Raw genomic sequence first — 18,766 nt, 5'->3', positions numbered from 1 at the left:
CTCCACGAAGTTCAGCGTGTCGAAAGGCGTAGTCGTCAAGCCACCTCCTGCCATCGGTTCGGCTTCTAGGCACGATCTTCGTACGGGCGAATTTCCAATACGCTGGGGCGCTCACAGCGTGCTCGCCACGATCCCGGCGAAGATCGCAGCGCCCACCCAGTTGTTGTGGAGGAACGCCTGGAAGCAGCGCTGCCGGTCCCGGTCCCGGATCAGGACGTACTGGTAGGCGGCGAGCCCCGCCGCTGCCGCGAGCCCCAGGTAGTACGCAAACCCGAGCTTGAGGGCGATACCCACGCCGGCGAGGATCGCGAGAAACGCCCCGTGGGCCGCCATCACCCCCGCCACGTCGTGGCGCCCCAGGGTGATGGCGGAGGTCTTGATGCCCAGCTTGAGATCGTCGGGGCGGTCCACCATGGCGTACTCGGTGTCGTAGGCGATGGACCAGAAGACGTTCCCGACGAGCAGCGCCCAGGCGACCGGGGGCACGCTTTCCGTGTGGGCCGCGTAGGCCATGGGGATGCCGAAGCCGAAGGCGACGCCGAGATACGCCTGGGGGAACGGGAAGAAGCGCTTGGTGAAGGGATAGGTGACCGCCAGGAGCGCCGCCGGCACGGCGAGGAGCACCGTGAGGCGGTTCAACTGGAGCACCAGCAGGAAGGCGCCCAGGGCCAGGACCGCCGCCACGGCGAGGGCCTCCCCCGGCGCGACGCGCCCGGTGGCCAGGGGCCGGTGGCGCGTGCGCTCCACATGGGGATCGATGTCCCGGTCGGCGAAATCGTTGATGGCGCACCCCGCGGAGCGCATGAGTACCGCGCCGGCGACGAAGATGGCCACCACGGTCCAGTCGGGGCGGCCGCCGCTGGAAAGCCACAGGGCCCAGAGGGTGGGCCACAGAAGCAGCAGGATACCGATGGGGCGGTCGAGCCGCACCAGCCGGGCGTAGGCGTCGAGGCGATCAGCGAGGATCACGGCCTGAGTTGGAGAACACCGGGAAGGAACACTTCGGTCACCAGGAGCGGGCGCTCCTCCAGGCGGAAGAGGGAGCGCCTCGCCCACAGCTCCGGCGGCCGCACGGCGAGGCGCGCCGCGGCGCGGCGAAACAGCCCGTCGCAGGGGCGCAGCCGGCTGAACTCCAGGGGTGTGCGGCGGACCCGGGGATCGGTGAACAAGGCCTCTCCCAAGGGCTGGTCGCCCAGGCGCGACAGCCAGCGCCACGGCCCGTTCAGATCCCGGCGCGCCGCCACCGAGTGGGCGAACACCACGGGGACCTCAGCGCAATATAGGAATACCTCCCGCACCAATGCCCGCTCCCGGGGCTTAAGGCGGAGTCGCTCCCGCTCGTCGGGCAAAGGCAGGGCGAATCCCTGGGCCAGGGGTTGCACCCTGAACGCCGCACAGGCGCGGCGCAGCCGGGCGGTGAGGGATCCCCGATCCAGGAGCCATCCCCGGTAGGCGCCCGGGCAGCCGCCGAGCCGGCCTCGCCAGACGATGAAACGGGAAGCGGCGCTCATTCATCTTCGCAAAAAAGGTGAAACGGAATTATGCCAAAGACGGCGCGGCGCGCTGAACGTTCAGCCACGGGTGAGCACGGATATCCACGAATGGGAAAACAACCTCACCCGCATCGCTAAAAATCCGCGCCCATGGGTGGTCCGCCGTAGGGTGTGTAGAGCGCAGCGAAACGCACCGAACGGCATTATACGGTGCGCCGCGGCGCGTCCTGCGCCGCACCCCATCCCCCTCCCGGCCTCCCCCTTGAAGGGGGAGGTGGACTCGGATGGCGGCCTCCCCCTTGAAGGGGGAGGATGACAGGGGCATGCCGGGCCGTGGACGGATTGGGGTGGGGATGGGCTCCCTCCCCTTCAAGGGGGCGGAGCGGGGGTTTCGCAGAGCACAGCTCTGCGCCCGCGGAGCCGGCCCGGCCTGCCTGCCGGGCCGTGGACGGGCTGGGGTGGGGATGGGCTCCCTCCCCTTCAAGGGGAGGGTTAGGGAGGGGATGGGTGCCCTCCCACGCGCCCGTGGGCAGCTTGAAAGGTAGCCCATGGATCTTGTTTGCATGGGTGTTAAGGCGAGGCATGGGAGGACAGGTTACAACCCCATGTGAATTTCAATAAATCTTTTGCTTTATTCGCGAACATCCGTGTCCATTCGTAGCCAAACTAGGTCGGTTCGATTTTCTCATTTCTTCTTCCGCGCCCGCGGATGCGCCGCGTCGTACACCTTGGCCAGATGCTGGAAGTCGAGGTGGGTATACACCTGGGTCGTGGAAATGCTCGCGTGGCCCAGCATTTCCTGCACCGCCCGCAGGTCGCCGCTCGACTGGAGCAGATGGGAGGCGAACGAGTGGCGCAACACGTGGGGATGAACGTTGGCCGCGATTTCCTGGCGCCTGGCCCAGCCCTTGAGCCTGGCCTGGATCGCCCGCGGGCTCAGGCGGGCGCCGGTGCGGGCGAGGAAGAGCGCCGCCTGCCGGGCTCCGGCGAAGCGGCCGCGCACTGCGAGCCACGCCTGCAGCGCCTCCAGGGCGCAGCGCCCCACCGGCACCACCCGGGTCTTCGCTCCCTTGCCGGTCACGCGGACCGTACCGTCGGCGAGATTCACGTCGTCCACGGTGAGGCCCGCCAGCTCCGCGAGCCGCAGCCCCGAGGAGTAGAACAGCTCGAACGCCGCTTTGTCCCGCAGGGCCAGGGGGTCCTGGGCCTGGAACGCCAGGAGCCTCGCCGCCTGGTCCGGGGAAAGCGCCTCGGGCAGCGTTCGCTTCACCCGGGGCGAGCGCACGCCCAGGCAGGGGTTGGCGCCGAAGCCGTGATCCCGGGCCAGGTAGTTGAAAAAGGTGCGCCACGCCGACAGGGCCCGGGCCAGGCTGCGGCCCGAAAGGCCCCGGGCATGGAGGGTGGCGACGAAGCGGCGGATGTGGTGGGCATCCAGCCCGGAGAGGGGCGTGGTTTTGGCCAGCTCGAGCAGCAGGTCCACGTCCCGCCCATAGCTCTTCACGGTATGGGGGCTCAAGCGCCGCTCCATAGCCAGGTGGGCCAGGAACCCCTGGCGCAGGGCCTCCGGGCCGGGTCGTGGGCGCTCGCTCACCACAATCCCTGGCCTGGATGCCTCAAGAGGAAGCGTTGAACCGGGCCACCGCGGCCCCCGCCAGCTCTCCCAACCGGGCCAGGTAGACCGTTCCCATTTCCGGGTAGAAGCGCCGTGCATCCTCGCTCGCCAGCACCAGGAGCCCCAGGGTGCGCCCGTAACGGATGGGCACCAGGGCAAAGGAGCGCAGTCGAGCCGCCGCTTCGCCGAACCAGGCGAGGGGCTCCGGCGGAAGATGGCCGCCGCAATGGCCTTGGGTCAACCCCTCGGCGAGAGCGTGCACGTCGGCGCTCACCGGGGCGAGCTCCGGCAGGTCCAGGGAATCCGCTTCCACACCCCAGACCCGCATCGCTACATGGGGCACGCCGAAATCCTCCCGCAGGTTGAAGGCGAGGACGTAGAGCGCCGAAGCCAGGTCCCGCGCCGCCATCAAGCCCAGGCTCAGGCGATGCATCTTCTCCCCGATGGCATCGTTTTCCTCACCGAAGCCGATCAGCTCCCGCAACTTTTCTTCCAGCAGCTTGTTCTTCTCCCGCAGGGCGAGCATCTGGCGTTCCGACAGGGGGATGGCGCGGCCGCCGTGGGGATGAGGCACGTAGATTTCCGCCATCTGCTCGGCATAGCGCTCGAAGAACTCCGGATGGTCCTGGAGATAGCGCGCCACGTCGTCGGGATTCATGGGCATCATGGATTTCGTTCTCCCCATTATCGATCTATTCGATCTCGATCACGCCTTCGAACACGGTCTGCGCCGGCCCGGTCATCCACACCGGCCGGCCCTCCCCTTCCCAGCGGACGGTGAGCCGTCCTCCCCGGGTGCTCACCTCGACCTCGGGATCGAGCCGCCCCCGCTGGATGCCGGCCACCACTGCCGCGCACGCCCCGGTGCCGCAGGCCAGGGTCTCCCCCGCCCCCCGCTCGTAGACCCGAAGGCGGATGTGCCGCCGGTCCAGCACCTGCATGTAGCCGGCGTTCACCCGCTCGGGAAAACGGGGATGGCACTCGATCAGCGGGCCTTCCCGCTCCACCGGCGCCGCGTCCACGTCCTCCACGATCTGCACCGCGTGGGGATTGCCCATGGAGAGGACGCTCACTTCCCGCACCGCGCCGTCCACTTCCAGGGAATAGGTGAGGGCGCGGCTCTCGGCCAGGAAGGGGACGTCCCGGGGCTCGAAGCGGGGGACGCCCATGTCCACCGTCACCTGGCCGTCGGCTTCCAGCCGGGGCACGATCACCCCCGAGCGGGTCTCCACCCGGATCTCCCGCTTGGCGGTCAGGCCCTTCTCGTGCACGAAGCGCACGAAGCAGCGGGCGCCGTTGCCGCACTGTTCCACTTCGCTTCCGTCGGCGTTGAAGATCCGGTAGCGGAAGTCCACGTCCGGCCGGGACGGCGGTTCCACCAGGAGGACCTGGTCGCAGCCCACGCCGTAGTGCCGGTCGGCCAGGCGCCGCAACTGATCCCGGGTGAGAACGATGGATTGGCGCATTCCGTCCAGCACGACGAAGTCGTTGCCCAACCCCTGCATTTTGGTGAAGGGAAGCCGCATGAGCCTCAGCCGGGCGCAGCGCCCCAGGCGAGGAGGTGGCGGTCGCTCACCACTTCCACGCGAAAGCCACCGAGCCCCGCCCCGGTAAGCTGCTTCTCCACTTCTTCCGGGCGATAGGCGGCCCGCAGGGAATTGCGAAAGTCCCGGCGCAGGACTTCGGGGGCGCCGGCGGTGTAGGTCGCCACCAGGCGCTCCAGCTCGGCTTCGCTTCCGGGCCGCAGCAGGTCCATCACCAGCACCGCCGCCCCTGGCCGGGCCGCCTGGCGCACCGCCGCCCAAAGGGCCTGGGGATCGGCCAGGTGGTGCAGGAGGCTGTTGCTGATGACGGCATCGAACCCCCCGGGAAGCGCCCGCGCGGGCAGCCGCAGGCGGGCGAAGCGGATGCGCCCCCCGAGGCCCGCCCGCTCCACCGCCTCCCGCGCCAGGACGAGCATGGCCTGCGCCCCGTCCACGCCCAGGATGTCCGTCCCTGGATAGGCCCGGGCGAAGCGCAGGGTCACGTCCGCCGGGCCGCAGCCCAGGTCCACCACCTTTCCGCCGGCGAAGGCGGGAAAGCGGTGGCGGAAATGTTCCACGAAGGCCTGATGGGGCTCAGAGAAATCCGCTTCGGCGTAGGCCCGAGCCTGGGCGGGATCGTCCATCAGCTCCGGCTCGGGAACGCGCTCCATTATCATCCAGGGGGCTGCGGGCATCGCAGCGGAGTTCGTGATCATCGAACCGCTATTCTACTCCTCGGCACTCGCTCCCTCTTGAGCGCCGCTCGACCGGTTGACAAGCGTTTCATTGCCAGGTCCGATCCCCTCACGGCAAGGTGGCGCAAAGGGCCTCAATACACCGGCGGCTCACCTGGCGGCCGGGTCTTGAAGCGCTTGTGGAGCCAGAAGTATTGCTCCGGCATCTCCAGCACCCGCTCCTCGATGAAGGCGTTCATGCGCCGGGTGTCCGCCTCCACGCTTTCTCCGGGGAAGTCCTCCCACGGGGGATAGACCTGGATGCGGTAGCCGCGCCCGCGGGGAAGTTGCCGGGTGACCACGGGCAGTACCTTGGCGCCGGTCAGGCGGGCGAGCCGGGAGAGCCCCGTGATGGTGGCGGCGGGAACGCCGAAGAAGGGCACGAAGATGGCGTCCCGCGCCCCGTAGTCCTGGTCCGGCAGATAGTACAAGGGCAGCCCCTGGCGGATCGCGGCGACCAGCCCCCGGATGCCGTCTCGGCGCGACACCAGGGTGACCGGCTCGAACCGGGTGCGGGCGCGCCGCAGCAGCCGGTCGATGTACGGATTGCTCTGGGTGCGGTACATGGCGCAGGCGGGCCAGTCGGCCGCCAGTCGCACGGCCCCCAGGTCCAGCCCCACGAAATGGGGCACCAGCAGGATGACCGGCTGCCCCTGGATCGCGTACCAGTGCTCCACCCCCTCCAGGGTCACCAGTTGCTTGAGCCGGGCCTTCGATCCCCACCAGGCGATGCCTTCCGCCAGCGCCGCCCTCCCCAACGCCTGGAAGTGGCGCCGGGCGAGCCGCTCCCGTTCCGCCTCCGGCATGGACGGAAAGCACAGCCGCAGGTTGGTGAGGGTCACCCGCCGGCGGGCGCCGGCCAGGCGATAGGCGAGGCGGCCCAGGCCGCCGCCCAGGGCCGCCAGCAGCGGCAGGGGCAGAAAGTGGAGCAGCCACAGGGCGGCAACGCCCAGCCGGGCCCCCATGGCGGCTAACCCGCTCCCCACCCTGCCCCATCGGCGGAGGAAAATGGGCGCAAGAGGAGCGGGCCCGGCAGCCGCCTCGGATTAGCGTCCGCCACGGGTGATGCCCCGCTTCGACTCCCGGATGAACCGGACCAGCTCCGCCACCATGGGCGAGGAGGATTCCCCGAGGGCCGCCAGGGCCTGCTCCAGCAGGAGGCCGGAGAGGAAGAGCGTCCGGTAGGCGCGCTTGAGTTCCCGGATGTCCTCCTCGGCGACCCCGGCCCGCTTGAGCCCCACCAGGTTCAACCCCCGGGCCCGGGCGGGTGAGCCCTCGGTGATGACGAAGGGCAGGGCGTCCTGGGAGATGCGGGCGAGCCCTCCCAGCATGGCGAGCCGCCCCACCCGGCAGAACTGGTGGATCGCCACGTGGCCGGAAACGAAGGCCCGATCGCCCACGGTGACGAACCCCGCCACCAGGGCCCCGTTGGCCACGATCACCTGGTTCCCGAGCTGGCAGTCGTGGCCCACGTGGCTTCCCGCCATGAGGAAGCAGCCGTCGCCGATGCGGGTGACGGCCCCCTCGGTGCTGCCCCGGTGCACCGTGACCCCTTCCCGCAGGACGTTGCCTTCGCCGATGACCACGGCGCTGGGCCAGCCCTTGAACTTGAAGTCCTGGGGTTCGCCGCCGATGACCGCGTGCTCGCCGATGCGGTTGCGGGGTCCCAGGCGGGTGTAGCGCTTCACCACCGCGTGGGCGCCGATGGAGCAGCCCTCGCCGATCTCCGTGTCCTCCTCGATCACGGCGTAAGGGCCCACTTCCACGCCGGGCGCGAGGCGCGCCCCCGGCGCGACCAGAGCGGTGGGGTGGATCGCTAGGCCGGACATTTCACGAGGGCCTCGGGAGGATGGTGCGGGGCCGGGCGAGGGAGGTTCCCCGCAGCCGACGAAGCCCGTGGCAGAGCCCACGGGCGAGGAGCGCAAGCGAAAGATGGCCCCCCGCCCCCGCCAGGACCCGAGGAGCTCTGCGGGGCAAATTGAGCATGGGCATCCCCCCAACCAAGGCGCTGATCTCTTTGCACCTTGGCCTGATTTTAGGGGCGTCTTCGTGAAATGTCCGGGCTAGGCTCACCTCCTCACCCCGCGGCCGCCAACACCGTCTCGCACACCCGGTCCACCTGCTGCGCAGCGAGGTAGGGATGCATAGGAAGGGAAAGCACCTCCTGGGCCGCCGCCTCGGTGTGGGGCAGGCGCAGGTCCCCGCAGACCGCCTGGTAGACCTCCTGGTGATGGAGCGGAATCGGGTAATAGATGGCGCTGGCGATGCCTGCCTGGGTCAGAGCCTCCCGGACGGCGTCGCGCCGAGGGCTCCGCACCGTGTACTGGTGATAGACGTGGCGGCCGTAGCCCGCCTCGGCCGGCGGGGCGACGGGGCTGCCTTTGAGCCGCGCCGTGTAGCGCGCCGCCGCCTCCCGGCGCCGGGCGTTGAGCCGCTCGATGCGCTTGAGCTTCACCCGCAGAATGGCCGCCTGCAGCTCGTCCAGGCGGCTGTTGTAGCCGAGCACGCAGTGGTGGTAGCGCACCCGGCTGCCGTGGTCCCGCAGCACCCGCACCTGCTCGGCGAGGGCGTCGTCGTCGGTCACCACCATGCCCCCGTCCCCGTAGGCCCCCAGGTTCTTGCTGGGATAGAAGGAGAAGCAGCCCGCGTCCCCCAGGGCGCCCGTCTTACGGCCCCGGTAGTCGGCGCCGAAGGACTGGGCGCAGTCCTCGATCACCTTGAGTCCCCGGCGGCGCGCCAGGGCCAGAATCGGCTCCATGTCCGCCGCCTGGCCGTAGAGATGCACCGGCAGGATGGCCCGGGTGCGTTCGGTCACCGCCGCCTCCAGCGCTTCGGGGTCCAGGTTGAACGTCCGGGGATCGATGTCCACGAACACGGGGCGAGCGCCGATGTAGGAAATCGCCTCCGCGGTGGCAATGAAGGTGAAGGCGCTGGTGATCACCTCGTCGCCGCATTGCACGCCGGCCGAGCGCAGGGCGAGATGGAGGGCATCGGTGCCGGAAGCCACCGCGACGGCGTGCTTAACTCCCAGATAGGCCGCCACCTCCCGCTCCAAGGCCTGGACCTGGGGGCCCAGGATGAAATGGCTGGAGGCGAGCACCGCGCCCACCGCCCGCTCGATCTCGCCGCCGAGCTCCCGATATTCCGCCTTCAGGTCCACCATGGGGATATTCATCTGTCATCCCTTCGCGAGCCATTCGGTCGCGGCGCTTCGCCGGTCGCGCCGATTCATGGCCTGGGTGATGGCCAGCGCCACCTCCAGCGCCCGCCGGCCCTCCGCCCCGCCCACCGCGGGCCGGCGGCCCTCCCGCACGCAGGCGACGAAATCCCGGATCTCGGCGGCGAGGGGATCGGGCTTCTCGAACCGCCGCTCTTCCACCCGGATGGGAAGTCCCCCTTCTGCCGCCCCGCCCCCCGGCTCCCGGCGGGCCACGGTCAAGCGGTGCTCCAGGGTGTCCACCGTGACGTAGGCGTCGGGCTGAAAAACCCGCAGCTTGCGCATGGCCTTCTGGGACACCCGGCTGGCGGTGACGTTGGCCACGCAGCCGTTCTCGAATTCGATGCGGGCGTTGCCGATGTCGATCTCGTCGGTGAGCACCGGGGCGCCGGAGGCGCGCACCTCCGCCACCGGGCTCGCCACCAGATCGAGGATCAAGTCGATGTCGTGAATCATGAGGTCCAGGGTCACCGCCACGTCGGTCCCCCGGGGCTTGAACGGGGCGAGGCGATGGGATTCGATGAACACGGGCTCGCGAACGATCTCCCGCGCCGAGAGGAACGCCGGGTTGAACCGCTCCAGGTGCCCTACCTGGAAGGTGAGGCCGCGGCGTTCGGCGAGCTCCTGCAACGCCTGGGCCTGGGCCAGCGTTTGCGTCACCGGCTTCTCCACCAGCACGTGCACCCCCGCCTCCAGGCAGGCCCGGGCCACGTCGAAGTGGCGCTCCGTGGGCACCACGATGGAGGCGAGATGGATCTCCCCGGCGAGGAGCGCCCGGAAATCGTCGACGGGCCGGGTGCCCAGCTCGGCGGCCACCTGCCTCGCCCGTTCCGGATCGGCGTCCGCCACGGCCGCCAGGGCCACGCCGTCCAGGGCCGCGTACTTCTGGGCGTGCAGGCGCCCCAGGTAGCCCACGCCGATCACGGCCGCCCGCAAAGCGCTTGCTCCTTTATTCACCCTCCCCGTCCTTTTCTCCTTGGGCGGGTGGCGGCGCCACCCCAGCGGGGACCTTGTAGCGGTTGTAGCTCCACAGGTATTGCTCGGGGCATTGCCTCACCAGGGCCTCCACCGCGGCGTTCAACGCTTCCGCCGCCTGGACCGGATCCGCCGGCAGCCGTGGCAAGGGGGTCAAGCTCAGGCGGTAGCCCGCCCCCCTGGGCAGTCGCCGGGCGAACACCATCAGCACCGGGGCCCCCGTGCCCTCCGCCAACCGCCCCACCAGGGTCATGGTATAGGCGGGACGGCCGAAAAACCGCGCCCACACGCCGTCGCCCCGGCCGGGGGCCTGGTCGGGCAGCACGCCGATCGCTTCGCCCCGCTTAAGCGCCTTGAGGAGCTGGCGCACGCCTCGCAGGTCGGTGGTGGCGAGCTTCGCCCGGCCGCGGCTGCGCCCGGCGATCATCAGGGGTTCGAGCCAGCGCACTCGAGGTGGCCGGTACAGGATGGTCATGGGCAGCCGCCGGGAGAGGTAGAGCCCCGCGATCTCGAAGCAGCCCAGGTGGGGCGTGAGCAGGATCAGCCCGCGCTTCGCCGCCAGAGCCGCTTCCACGTGCTCCCAGCCCCGGCACTCCCGCACCAAGGCGTCCGCCCGCCGGGGATCGCCGAACCACACCTTGGGAAGCTCCGCCACCGCCTTGCCGGTTTCCGCCACCGTGCGGCGCAAAAGCCGGCGGTAGCCCCGGGGCTCGGGGCACACGCCGCTCGCCTTCAGGTTCTCCCGCAAACGCCTGGCATAGCGAGGCGAGGACAGGTACACGCCCCGCCCAAGCACGCCGCCGATGGCATGGAGCCAGCTCAAGGGGAGGTAGGCCGCCCAGCCCAACAGGGGTTTCAGCATGGGCTCGCCGTTCAACTCGGAGGGGGTATCTGCTATCCTATTGACCTTTTTCGGGCCCTGGCTAGAACCCTTGCCGCAGAGAACGATGAACGAATTTCTTTTTACTTCCGAATCCGTGTCGGAAGGCCATCCCGACAAGATGGCCGACCAGATCTCCGACGCTGTGCTGGACGCTATCTTAGCGCAGGACCCGAACGCCCGGGTAGCGTGCGAGACCATGACGGCCACCGGCCTGGTGGTCATGTCCGGTGAGATCACCACCCGGGCGGTGGTGGACTACAACCAGATCGCCCGCGGCGTGGTCAAGCGCATCGGCTATGACAGCTCGGAGATCGGTTTCGACTACCAAACCTGCGCGGTGCTCACCGCCTTCAACCGGCAGTCGCCCGACATCGCCCGGGGGGTGGACCGGGACAAGGACCAGGAGCTGGACCAGGGCGCCGGGGACCAGGGCCTCATGTTCGGCTTCGCCTGCGACGAGACGCCCCAGTTGATGCCGGTGCCCATTTTCTACGCCCACCGGCTCATGCAGCGCCAGGCGGAGCTGCGCAAGGACGGGCGCCTGCCGTGGCTGCGGCCCGACGCCAAGTCCCAGGTCTCCGTGCGCTACGTGAACGGGCGCCCAGTGCACATCGAGACGGTGGTGATCTCCACCCAGCATGCCCCCGACATCTCCCACGCCGCCATCACCGAGGCGGTGGTGGAGGAGATCGTCAAGCCCGTGCTGCCCAAGGAACTGATCAACGCCGACACCCGCTACCTGGTGAATCCAACCGGCCGCTTCGTGGTGGGTGGCCCCATGGGCGACTGCGGCCTCACGGGTCGCAAGATCATCGTGGATACCTACGGCGGTTATGCCCGCCACGGGGGAGGCGCCTTCTCCGGCAAGGACCCGTCCAAGGTGGACCGCTCGGGCGCCTACGCCATGCGCTACGTGGCCAAGAACCTCGTGGCGGCGGGGCTCGCCAGCAAGTGCGAGGTCCAGATAGCCTACGCCATCGGGGTGGCGAAACCCGTGTCCCTCATGGTGAACACCTTCGGCACCGGCCGCATCTCCGACGAGCGGATCGTGCAGTTGATCGAGCGGCATTTCGATCTGCGGCCCCGGGCCATCATCCAGACCCTGGACCTGCTGCGGCCGATCTACACCCGCACCGCGACTTACGGCCATTTCGGCCGGGACGAGCCGGAATTCACCTGGGAGGCGACCGACAAGGCGGAAGCCCTGCGGGCCGACGCGGGGATCAAAGCGCCCGCCGTGGCCTGAGCGGGTTCCGTCCGGCGCCGACGTTGCGCTATACTTGCATCCACTGAGGAGCGCTGCGACCCGACCACCCAAAGGACGCCGCGGCATCGTGTATTGGTGAGGGGTGTTGTCCTTTTGGTGGTCGGGCCAGGCTCAGGGAAATCAACGGCGCTCGCATCTCGATGAGGTGCGAGCGCTTTTCTTTTTCTGCGGAGAGAAACCCATGAGCGCGGTTCCCCATTCCGACTTCACCGACTTCCAAGTGGCCGACCTCAAGCTTGCCGACTGGGGGCGTAAGGAGATCGCCATCGCCGAGAGCGAGATGCCCGCCCTCATGGCGATCCGGGAGGAATACGCGGGGCAGCAGCCCCTGCGCGGCGCCCGCATCGCCGGGTCACTGCACATGACCGTCCAGACGGCGGTGCTGATCGAGACCCTCAAGGCCCTGGGGGCGGAAGTGCGCTGGGCCTCCTGCAACATCTTCTCCACCCAGGATCACGCCGCCGCGGCCATCGCCGCCGGCGGCACGCCGGTGTTCGCCTACAAGGGGGAGAGCCTGGACGAGTATTGGGAATTCACCCATCGCATCTTCGAGTGGGGGGACGGGGGCACTCCCAACATGATCCTGGACGACGGGGGCGACGCGACCCTGCTGGTGCACCTGGGGGTGGCGGCGGAAAAGGACCCGTCGGTACTCGCCGATCCCAAGAGCGAGGAAGAGCGGGCCCTCTATAGCGCCATCAAGAAGCGCTTGGCGGCCAAGCCCGGCTGGTACGCCACCCTCGCCCGCAACATCAAGGGGGTGACCGAAGAGACCACCACGGGCGTGCACCGGCTATACCAGATGCAGAAGGAGGGGCGGCTGCTGTTTCCGGCCATCAACGTCAACGACTCGGTGACCAAGAGCAAGTTCGACAACGTCTACGGCTGCCGCGAATCGCTGGTGGACGGCTTGAAGCGGGCCACCGACGTGATGATCGCGGGCAAGGTGGCGGTGGTGTGCGGCTTCGGCGAGGTGGGCAAGGGCAGCGCCCAGGCGCTGCGGGGCCTGCAAGCCCAGGTGTGGGTGACCGAGATCGATCCCATCTGCGCGCTTCAGGCGGCGATGGAAGGCTACCGCGTGGTGACGATGGACTACGCGGCGGACAAGGCCGACATCTTCGTCACCGCCACCGGCAACGTGAACGTGATCACCCACGAACACATGCGGCGCATGAAGCACAACGCGATCGTCGCCAACATCGGCCACTTCGACAACGAGATCGACGTGGCCAGCCTGCGCCAGTATCCGTGGGAGAACATCAAGCCCCAGGTGGACCACGTGATTTTCCCCGACGGCAAGCGCATCATCCTGCTGGCCGAGGGGCGGCTGGTGAACCTGGGCTGCGCCACCGGCCATCCCTCCTACGTGATGAGCTCCTCCTTCGCCAACCAGGTGCTGGCCCAGATCGAGCTCTACACCAACACCCACCGCTACCCGGTGGGCGTCTATATGCTGCCCAAGCGGCTCGACGAGAAGGTGGCCCGGCTGCAGCTCAAGAAGCTGGACGCCCAGCTCACCGAGCTGACCGATGAGCAGGCCCGCTACATCGGCGTGCCAAAGGAGGGCCCCTACAAACCCGACCATTACCGCTACTGAGCATGGACCTTTGCCTGAAGCTCCTCGACCCCCGCGAGCGCGTCTTTCTCTACGGAACGACGCCTCCCCGGGAAGACTCACCCGAGGAGGTGGTGCGCACCGCCGCGTCCCGGCTGCACGAACGGATCAAGGGCCTGCCCCTGGACGGCTTGGTGGTCTACGACATCCAGGACGAGAGCGGACGCACGCCGGTGCCGCGGCCGTTTCCGTTCCAGCGCACCATCGATTCGCGCATCTATTCCAACCGGCTCTCCTCGCTCACGGGGCTGCCCGTGGTCACCTACAAGTGCATCGGCCAGATGAGCGAGCCCGAATGGCGGGCCTGGCTGGACGAGACCGCCCGCGTCCATCGCGTATCCTACTTGTCCGTCGTGGGCCGCGCCACCTCCCGAAGTGCCGCCGGCGACGCCATCTCGCTGCTGCGGGCCATCGAGCTGGCCACGGCGCATCCCGCGGACCTCACCCTCGGCTGCGTCGCCATCGCCGAGCGCCACGCCGAGCGGCACGGGGGACTGGCCAGCGAAAGCCAGCGCATGCTGGCCAAGGCGCGAAGCGGCTGCCGCTTCTTCATCTCCCAGGCGGTCTATCACGCCGAGCCCACAGTGCGCATGCTTGCCGACTACGCCCGGGAATGCCGGGAATCCGGGACCGAGCCCCGGCGCGTGATCCTGACTTTCACGCCCTGCGGCCGGGAAAAGACCATGAACTTCATCAAATGGCTCGGGATCGCGGTGCCGGAGGAAACTGAACGGGCCATCCTCACGGCCTCCCAGCCCCTCGCCAAATCCATCGAGATCTGCCGGGACAACCTGCGGGAGATCCTCTCCCACGAGTCCTACGCCCACCTGCCCATCGGGATCAACGTGGAGAGCGTATCCATCAACAAGGACGAGATCGACGCCTCCATCGACCTGTTCCACGCCCTGGCCGAGGTGCTGGAGAAGCACCGCCCGAGGCGCACTTCGACCGCGTGAGCCGTTGACTCATCCGGAAGTACTTTGATCAAGATCAAATCGTCGACGCGGAAAAAGGAATAACTTGCTCTCTGACAGAACGCAGGAGGGATGTTTCCATGGGGAGCCGCGTTTCGAAGCTTCTCGGCTGGGCCACCCCCTTGTTCCCGGCTTTCGACTGGGCGACTTTGGCGGTGCGGCTGGGCCACGAAAGGGGCGCCTGCCTCATGCGCCGGCAAGGGCGTTGCCCCGGCCGGGATAGGTGCCACGACTGCCCCTGGGCGGAAGGCGTTTCCCGCCCCAACGGATCCCGCTGACGGCCACTCCCGCCGTCAGGCACGCCCGCGCGGCCGCCCGATAGGGCGTTCGCCGTGGGGCGTCCGTTTCCATCGGCAACACACCCTACTTCTCCCACGTTTCCTTAAGGAACTCCGCCCTCCCCTACCCGGCCTTTTCCCGCCGTGCGAGAAAAGCTTTTCCTTGGGCAACAAGCACATGCCATCGATTCGGGGAACATGGCATGCGAAATGCTGGGTTGCTGGACGGGGTTTCGGGCCGAAACGGGGAGCGCCTGCCCGCCGTTTCGGCCGTGCCGCCAAAAAAAGCTGCAAAGACAACAGGTTGTCCTGCGGGGCAGGACAGCGAGTGGCCACCTAGAGGAGGACAGTCCATGCCGAAACGCTCTGGCGTCGTTTCCGACCCTCGCGCTCCGGGCGCGGTCTCTGAACGAGATATCGTCCCCCGGTCCCCCAGCCGGCGGGACTTCATTCGGGGAAGCCTGGCCTTCGCCGGGGGCGCTCTGGCGACCGGCGGCGCGATGGTCGCCGGCACGGGCATCGCCCGGGCCGCCGCCCTTCCCGTCCCCCCGAGCAACCAGTCCATGGGGCGGCCCATCCCCCAGCAGATGTACGGGATGCCCTCGAAATACGAGGCTCACGTATTCCGCGAGCGCAGCTCCGTGTTCAAGAACCGGCAGAACTTCTCCGACTGGAGCATGACGCCGCTGCAGCATCAGACCGGGATCATCACCCCCAACGGCCTCAACTTCGAGCGCCACCACGCGGGAACGCCCGACATCGATCCGGCCACCCACCGCCTGGTGATCCACGGCATGGTGAAGCAGCCCCTGGTCTTCACCATGGAGGACATCACCCGCTACCCCTCGGTGTCCAAGTTCTATTTCCTGGAGTGCTCGGGCAACACGCTCACCGACTGGACCAAGGCCGCCTCCCCCACGGTCCAGCAGAGCCATGGGCTGCTCTCCTGTACCCAGTGGACCGGCATCCCCGTGTCCTGGCTCCTGGACGAAGCGGGGCTCCTGCCCGGGGCCAAGTGGGTAGCGTTCGAGGGCGCCGACGGCTCGGCCCACACCCGCAGCATTCCCATAGAAAAAGTGCTGGACGACTGCCTCCTGGTCTACGGCCAAGGGGGCGAGATGCTGCGCCCCGAGCAGGGCTATCCCCTGCGCCTCTTCATCCCGGGCTGGGAGGGCAACGTGTCGGTCAAGTGGCTGCGCCGCATCAAGGTGGGCGATCAGCCGTGGCATTTCCGCAGCGAAACGGCCCGCTACACCGACCCGATGCCCGGCGGCAAGTGGCGCCAGTTCAGCTTCGTGATGGAATGCAAATCCGTCATCACTAATCCTTCGGGCGGGATGAAGCTAAAAGGGCCCGGCCTGTACGAGATCCTGGGCTTCGCCTGGTCCGGGCGCGGAAAGATCACGGCGGTAGACGTCACCGTCGATGGCGGCCGGAACTGGCAGGAAGCCCAACTGGAGGAGCCCGTCTTCGACAAGTGCCTCACCCGCTTCCGCTTCCGCTGGAAGTGGGACGGCTCGCCCGCCGTTATCGCCAGCCGGGCGGTGGACTCCACCGGCTACGTGCAACCGACGGTGGAGCAGATCGGCAAAGTCCGGGCGTTGACCGGCTTCGTGCAGCACCACAACGGGATCTTTCCGTGGGCCATTAACAGCGCAGGGGAGGTGAAAAATGCGGTCGCGTAACCTGGTTCTGGCGATGGCGGCCGCGTTGGCGGCGGCGAGCTGCGCCACCGTGGAACATATGAAGGCATCCATGAGCGCGGCCAAGCCGGCGGTGGCATATGGCAAGCCCATCAGCCTGGCGGAGATCGCGTCATGGGATATCGACATCCGCACCCCGGACGGCAAGGGGCTGCCCCCCGGCAGCGGCACGGTGGCCCAGGGCAAGCAGGTCTACGAGGCGAAGTGCGCGGCGTGTCATGGCGCGGATGCCAAGGGCGGGCCTCAGTACGGCACGATGGTAGGGGGCATCAACTCCTTCACCACCAACCAGCGGGTGCTCACGCCCGGGAGCATGTACCCCTACGCGCCGATCCTTTTCGACTACATTCGCCGGGCAATGCCCATGGATCGGCCGCAGTCGCTCACCAGTGACGAGGTCTACGCGGTTTCGGCCTACATTCTTTACTTAAACGGCCTGATCCCGGAAAACTTCGTCATGAACGCCCAGACCATGCCCACGATCCAGATGCCTAACCGTAACGGCTTTATTCTGGATGATCGGCCGGACGTGAAAAACGAGCGCTGCATGCGGGACTGCAAGCCGATCCGCAGCTAGAGACCGGGGGACGGGCGACCAATGCAGACTCAGGCGACGCAAAAGGTTTATACGGAGGACGAGGCCCGGGTCCGGCTAGCCACGGAATTGCCGTTCTGGTACGTGGAGGACGGTCACATCTGCCGCCGCTATCGGGCGAGCGGCTGGAAGGCAGGCCTGATGGTGGTAAACGCCATCGGCCACTTGGCTGAGGCGGCTTGGCACCATCCGGAAGTGTGCCTCGCCTACGGGACGGTGACGGTGCGGCTGTCGACCCACAAGGCGGGGGGCCTCACCGAAAAGGATTTCGCCCTGGCGAGAAAGATCGAAGAGGTGGTGCACTGGGAGCCCGCCCGAGAGTGCGGTGCGCTGCGCGGCACGCCCAATCACGAGCCCCGATTCAAGTACATCGACTACGACCGGCTGGATCCGGCGGCGTGAAGAGGACTTTCCCGCACCCTCGAAAATATTGATGAGGTAACGGCTTCCTCCTCCCTGTCGTGAGGCTTCGGCCGGGAACGCGTTCCCGGCCTCTTTTTGCTCGCGGTGCCCCGGCGGAGGGAGCGTGTGTATAATGTAAGCGATTGCATCCAAAAAAAGCCCGTCTCGGTCGCGCGCCCGGCGCGACGCCGAGGAAGCGGACCCGACGGCCCGAGGAGGATGAAAGGGTGGCGCAGCGACCGGGGTACGACCCGCGGGGGATTTTGCTCTGCGGGAGCCTGATCCTCATGCTGGCGCTGGGCATACGCCAGTCCTTCGGCCTGTACCTGCCACCCATGACCCTGGATCTCGGTTGGGGGCGGGAGACCTTCGCCTTTGCCATCGCCTTGCAGAACCTGGTGTGGGGCCTGGCCCAGCCCTTCGCCGGCGCCATTGCCGACCGCTACGGCGCAGGCCGGGTGCTCGCGGTCGGCGGCGCCTGTTACGCGGGGGGCCTTGCTCTCATGGCCTTGGCCACCAGCGGCGCGGAATTCGCGTTGACCGCGGGCCTCCTGGTGGGCCTGGGTCTTTCGGGCACGAGCTTCGGCGTGGTGATGGGGGTGGTGGGCCGCGCCTTCGACGACCGGTCCCGCTCCGCCGCCCTGGGGATCGTGGGGGCGGGGGGTTCCTTCGGCCAGTTCGTGATGCTCCCCTACGGCCAGTTTCTGATCGAAAGCCTGGGCTGGCAGTGGGCGCTCGCGGTCATGGCCCTCTCCTCGGCCCTGATCGTGCCCCTGGCCGCCGCCCTGGCCGGGCGCCCGGCGGGATTCGGCGCCGGCGGCGCATTGAACTTCTCCCAGGCGCTGGCGGAAGCCCGCGGCCACCGGGGATTCTGGTACCTCACCCTGTCTTTCCTGGTGTGCGGCTTTCAGACCCTCTTCATCATGCTGCACCTTCCGGCTTATCTCCTGGACCGGGGCATGACGGCGGCGACGGGCATGACGGCCCTGGCCCTCGTGGGGGCGCTCAACATCCTGGGGTCCTACGCCTTCGGCGTGCTGGGCAACCGCCGCAGCAAGAAAAACCTTCTCGCCACGATCTACCTGGTCCGGGCGGCGACCATCGGCGTTTTCCTGCTGGTGCCCGTCACGGCCCTGTCGGTCTACGTTTTCGCCGCCGTGATGGGTTTCACCTGGCTCGGCACCGTGCCCCTCACCAACGGGCTGGTGGCCCAGATCTTCGGCGTCAATTTCCTGTCCACTTTATTCGGCATCGCTTTCCTAGGTCATCAGGTAGGCAGCTTCCTGGGCGCCTGGTACGGGGGCTACATTTTCGATCTCACCGGCTCGTACCAGGCGGTGTGGCTGTTCGCGATCGGGCTGAGCCTGGTGGCGGCGGGCCTGTGCTGGCCCATCGACGAGCGGCGCATTGAGCGGGCGCGGGCCCCGGCGGAGGCATAGGCAGATGTCCCGGCCGAAGACTTCGGACGAGCACCGAAGCGGCAAGGCCCCCGCTT

The 18,766-nt window shown here is 68.2% G+C and carries 18 protein-coding genes and 1 riboswitch; of the genes, 7 read left to right on the top strand and 11 right to left on the bottom strand.

All coding sequences use genetic code 11. The features are described 5' to 3' along the window. Positions 1-111 precede the first annotated feature (111 nt). The 11 genes from ubiA to ACTFO6_RS16255 form a co-directional block, all read right to left on the bottom strand. Positions 112-969: a 4-hydroxybenzoate octaprenyltransferase gene (gene ubiA, locus ACTFO6_RS16305; protein WP_439935498.1), complete on the bottom strand. Its 858-nt coding sequence runs from the start codon at positions 967-969 to the stop codon at positions 112-114. Next, entirely contained in the window at positions 966-1,511 is a 546-nt protein-coding gene (locus ACTFO6_RS16300; RefSeq protein WP_439935497.1) for a chorismate--pyruvate lyase family protein, read from the bottom strand. The genes ubiA and ACTFO6_RS16300 overlap by 4 nt, the downstream gene beginning before the upstream one ends. Positions 1,512-2,178: 667 nt before the next feature. Continuing rightward, positions 2,179-3,084, bottom strand: a complete 906-nt coding sequence (gene xerC, locus ACTFO6_RS16295; protein ID WP_439935496.1) for a tyrosine recombinase XerC — start codon at positions 3,082-3,084, stop codon at positions 2,179-2,181. Positions 3,085-3,106: 22 nt separating this feature from the next. Beyond that, positions 3,107-3,763 (bottom strand): DUF484 family protein, encoded by a 657-nt coding sequence (locus ACTFO6_RS16290; protein WP_439935495.1) that lies wholly within the window; start codon positions 3,761-3,763, stop codon positions 3,107-3,109. Between the two features lie 34 nt (positions 3,764-3,797). Beyond that, positions 3,798-4,631 carry a diaminopimelate epimerase gene (dapF, locus tag ACTFO6_RS16285; protein WP_439935494.1) on the bottom strand — a complete coding sequence of 278 codons (834 nt, stop codon included), beginning with the start codon at positions 4,629-4,631 and terminating at the stop codon, positions 3,798-3,800. A 5-nt stretch (positions 4,632-4,636) separates the two neighbouring features. After that, positions 4,637-5,299 carry a class I SAM-dependent methyltransferase gene (locus ACTFO6_RS16280; protein ID WP_439935493.1) on the bottom strand — a complete coding sequence of 221 codons (663 nt, stop codon included), beginning with the start codon at positions 5,297-5,299 and terminating at the stop codon, positions 4,637-4,639. A 158-nt stretch (positions 5,300-5,457) separates the two neighbouring features. After that, complete coding sequence (locus ACTFO6_RS16275; RefSeq protein WP_439935492.1) at positions 5,458-6,327, bottom strand: lysophospholipid acyltransferase family protein; 870 nt, start codon at positions 6,325-6,327, stop codon at positions 5,458-5,460. A gap of 81 nt (positions 6,328-6,408) precedes the next feature. Further along, positions 6,409-7,191, bottom strand: coding sequence for an acyl-ACP--UDP-N-acetylglucosamine O-acyltransferase (lpxA, locus tag ACTFO6_RS16270; protein WP_439935491.1), 783 nt, complete (start codon positions 7,189-7,191; stop codon positions 6,409-6,411). Between the two features lie 248 nt (positions 7,192-7,439). After that, on the bottom strand, positions 7,440-8,537 hold the full coding sequence (locus tag ACTFO6_RS16265; RefSeq protein ID WP_439935490.1) for a DegT/DnrJ/EryC1/StrS family aminotransferase: 1,098 nt from the start codon (positions 8,535-8,537) through the stop codon (positions 7,440-7,442). Between the two features lie 3 nt (positions 8,538-8,540). Next, on the bottom strand, positions 8,541-9,536 hold the full coding sequence (locus ACTFO6_RS16260; protein ID WP_439935489.1) for a Gfo/Idh/MocA family oxidoreductase: 996 nt from the start codon (positions 9,534-9,536) through the stop codon (positions 8,541-8,543). After that, positions 9,529-10,416: a lysophospholipid acyltransferase family protein gene (locus ACTFO6_RS16255; RefSeq protein WP_439935488.1), complete on the bottom strand. Its 888-nt coding sequence runs from the start codon at positions 10,414-10,416 to the stop codon at positions 9,529-9,531. The genes ACTFO6_RS16260 and ACTFO6_RS16255 overlap by 8 nt, the downstream gene beginning before the upstream one ends. Before the next feature lie 85 nt (positions 10,417-10,501). Here ACTFO6_RS16255 and metK point away from each other — a divergent pair, with 85 nt between their 5' ends. From metK to ACTFO6_RS16220, 7 genes are all read left to right on the top strand, one after another. Continuing rightward, complete coding sequence (gene metK, locus ACTFO6_RS16250; RefSeq protein ID WP_439935487.1) at positions 10,502-11,683, top strand: methionine adenosyltransferase; 1,182 nt, start codon at positions 10,502-10,504, stop codon at positions 11,681-11,683. Positions 11,684-11,722: 39 nt separating this feature from the next. Continuing rightward, positions 11,723-11,843, top strand: a riboswitch (S-adenosyl-L-homocysteine riboswitch). Between the two features lie 42 nt (positions 11,844-11,885). Beyond that, positions 11,886-13,301 carry an adenosylhomocysteinase gene (gene ahcY, locus ACTFO6_RS16245; RefSeq protein WP_439935486.1) on the top strand — a complete coding sequence of 472 codons (1,416 nt, stop codon included), beginning with the start codon at positions 11,886-11,888 and terminating at the stop codon, positions 13,299-13,301. A gap of 2 nt (positions 13,302-13,303) precedes the next feature. Further along, complete coding sequence (locus ACTFO6_RS16240; protein WP_439935485.1) at positions 13,304-14,275, top strand: hypothetical protein; 972 nt, start codon at positions 13,304-13,306, stop codon at positions 14,273-14,275. A 649-nt stretch (positions 14,276-14,924) separates the two neighbouring features. Continuing rightward, positions 14,925-16,256 carry a sulfite dehydrogenase gene (soxC, locus tag ACTFO6_RS16235; protein ID WP_439935484.1) on the top strand — a complete coding sequence of 444 codons (1,332 nt, stop codon included), beginning with the start codon at positions 14,925-14,927 and terminating at the stop codon, positions 16,254-16,256. Next, positions 16,243-16,851, top strand: coding sequence for a c-type cytochrome (locus ACTFO6_RS16230; protein WP_439935483.1), 609 nt, complete (start codon positions 16,243-16,245; stop codon positions 16,849-16,851). The genes soxC and ACTFO6_RS16230 overlap by 14 nt, the downstream gene beginning before the upstream one ends. Positions 16,852-16,872: 21 nt before the next feature. Beyond that, on the top strand, positions 16,873-17,271 hold the full coding sequence (locus ACTFO6_RS16225) for a 4a-hydroxytetrahydrobiopterin dehydratase (RefSeq protein WP_439935482.1): 399 nt from the start codon (positions 16,873-16,875) through the stop codon (positions 17,269-17,271). A 287-nt stretch (positions 17,272-17,558) separates the two neighbouring features. Then, a complete protein-coding gene (locus ACTFO6_RS16220) occupies positions 17,559-18,710 on the top strand; it encodes an MFS transporter (RefSeq protein WP_439935507.1) in 1,152 nt (383 codons plus the stop codon). Positions 18,711-18,766 lie beyond the last annotated feature (56 nt).

Origin of the sequence: Pelomicrobium sp. G1 (genome assembly GCF_051905455.1) — a bacterium.
Lineage (GTDB): Bacteria > Pseudomonadota > Gammaproteobacteria > Burkholderiales > UBA6910 > Pelomicrobium.
Note: the sequence above shows the minus strand (reverse complement) of the source record. Positions and strands in the feature narration are given on the sequence as shown.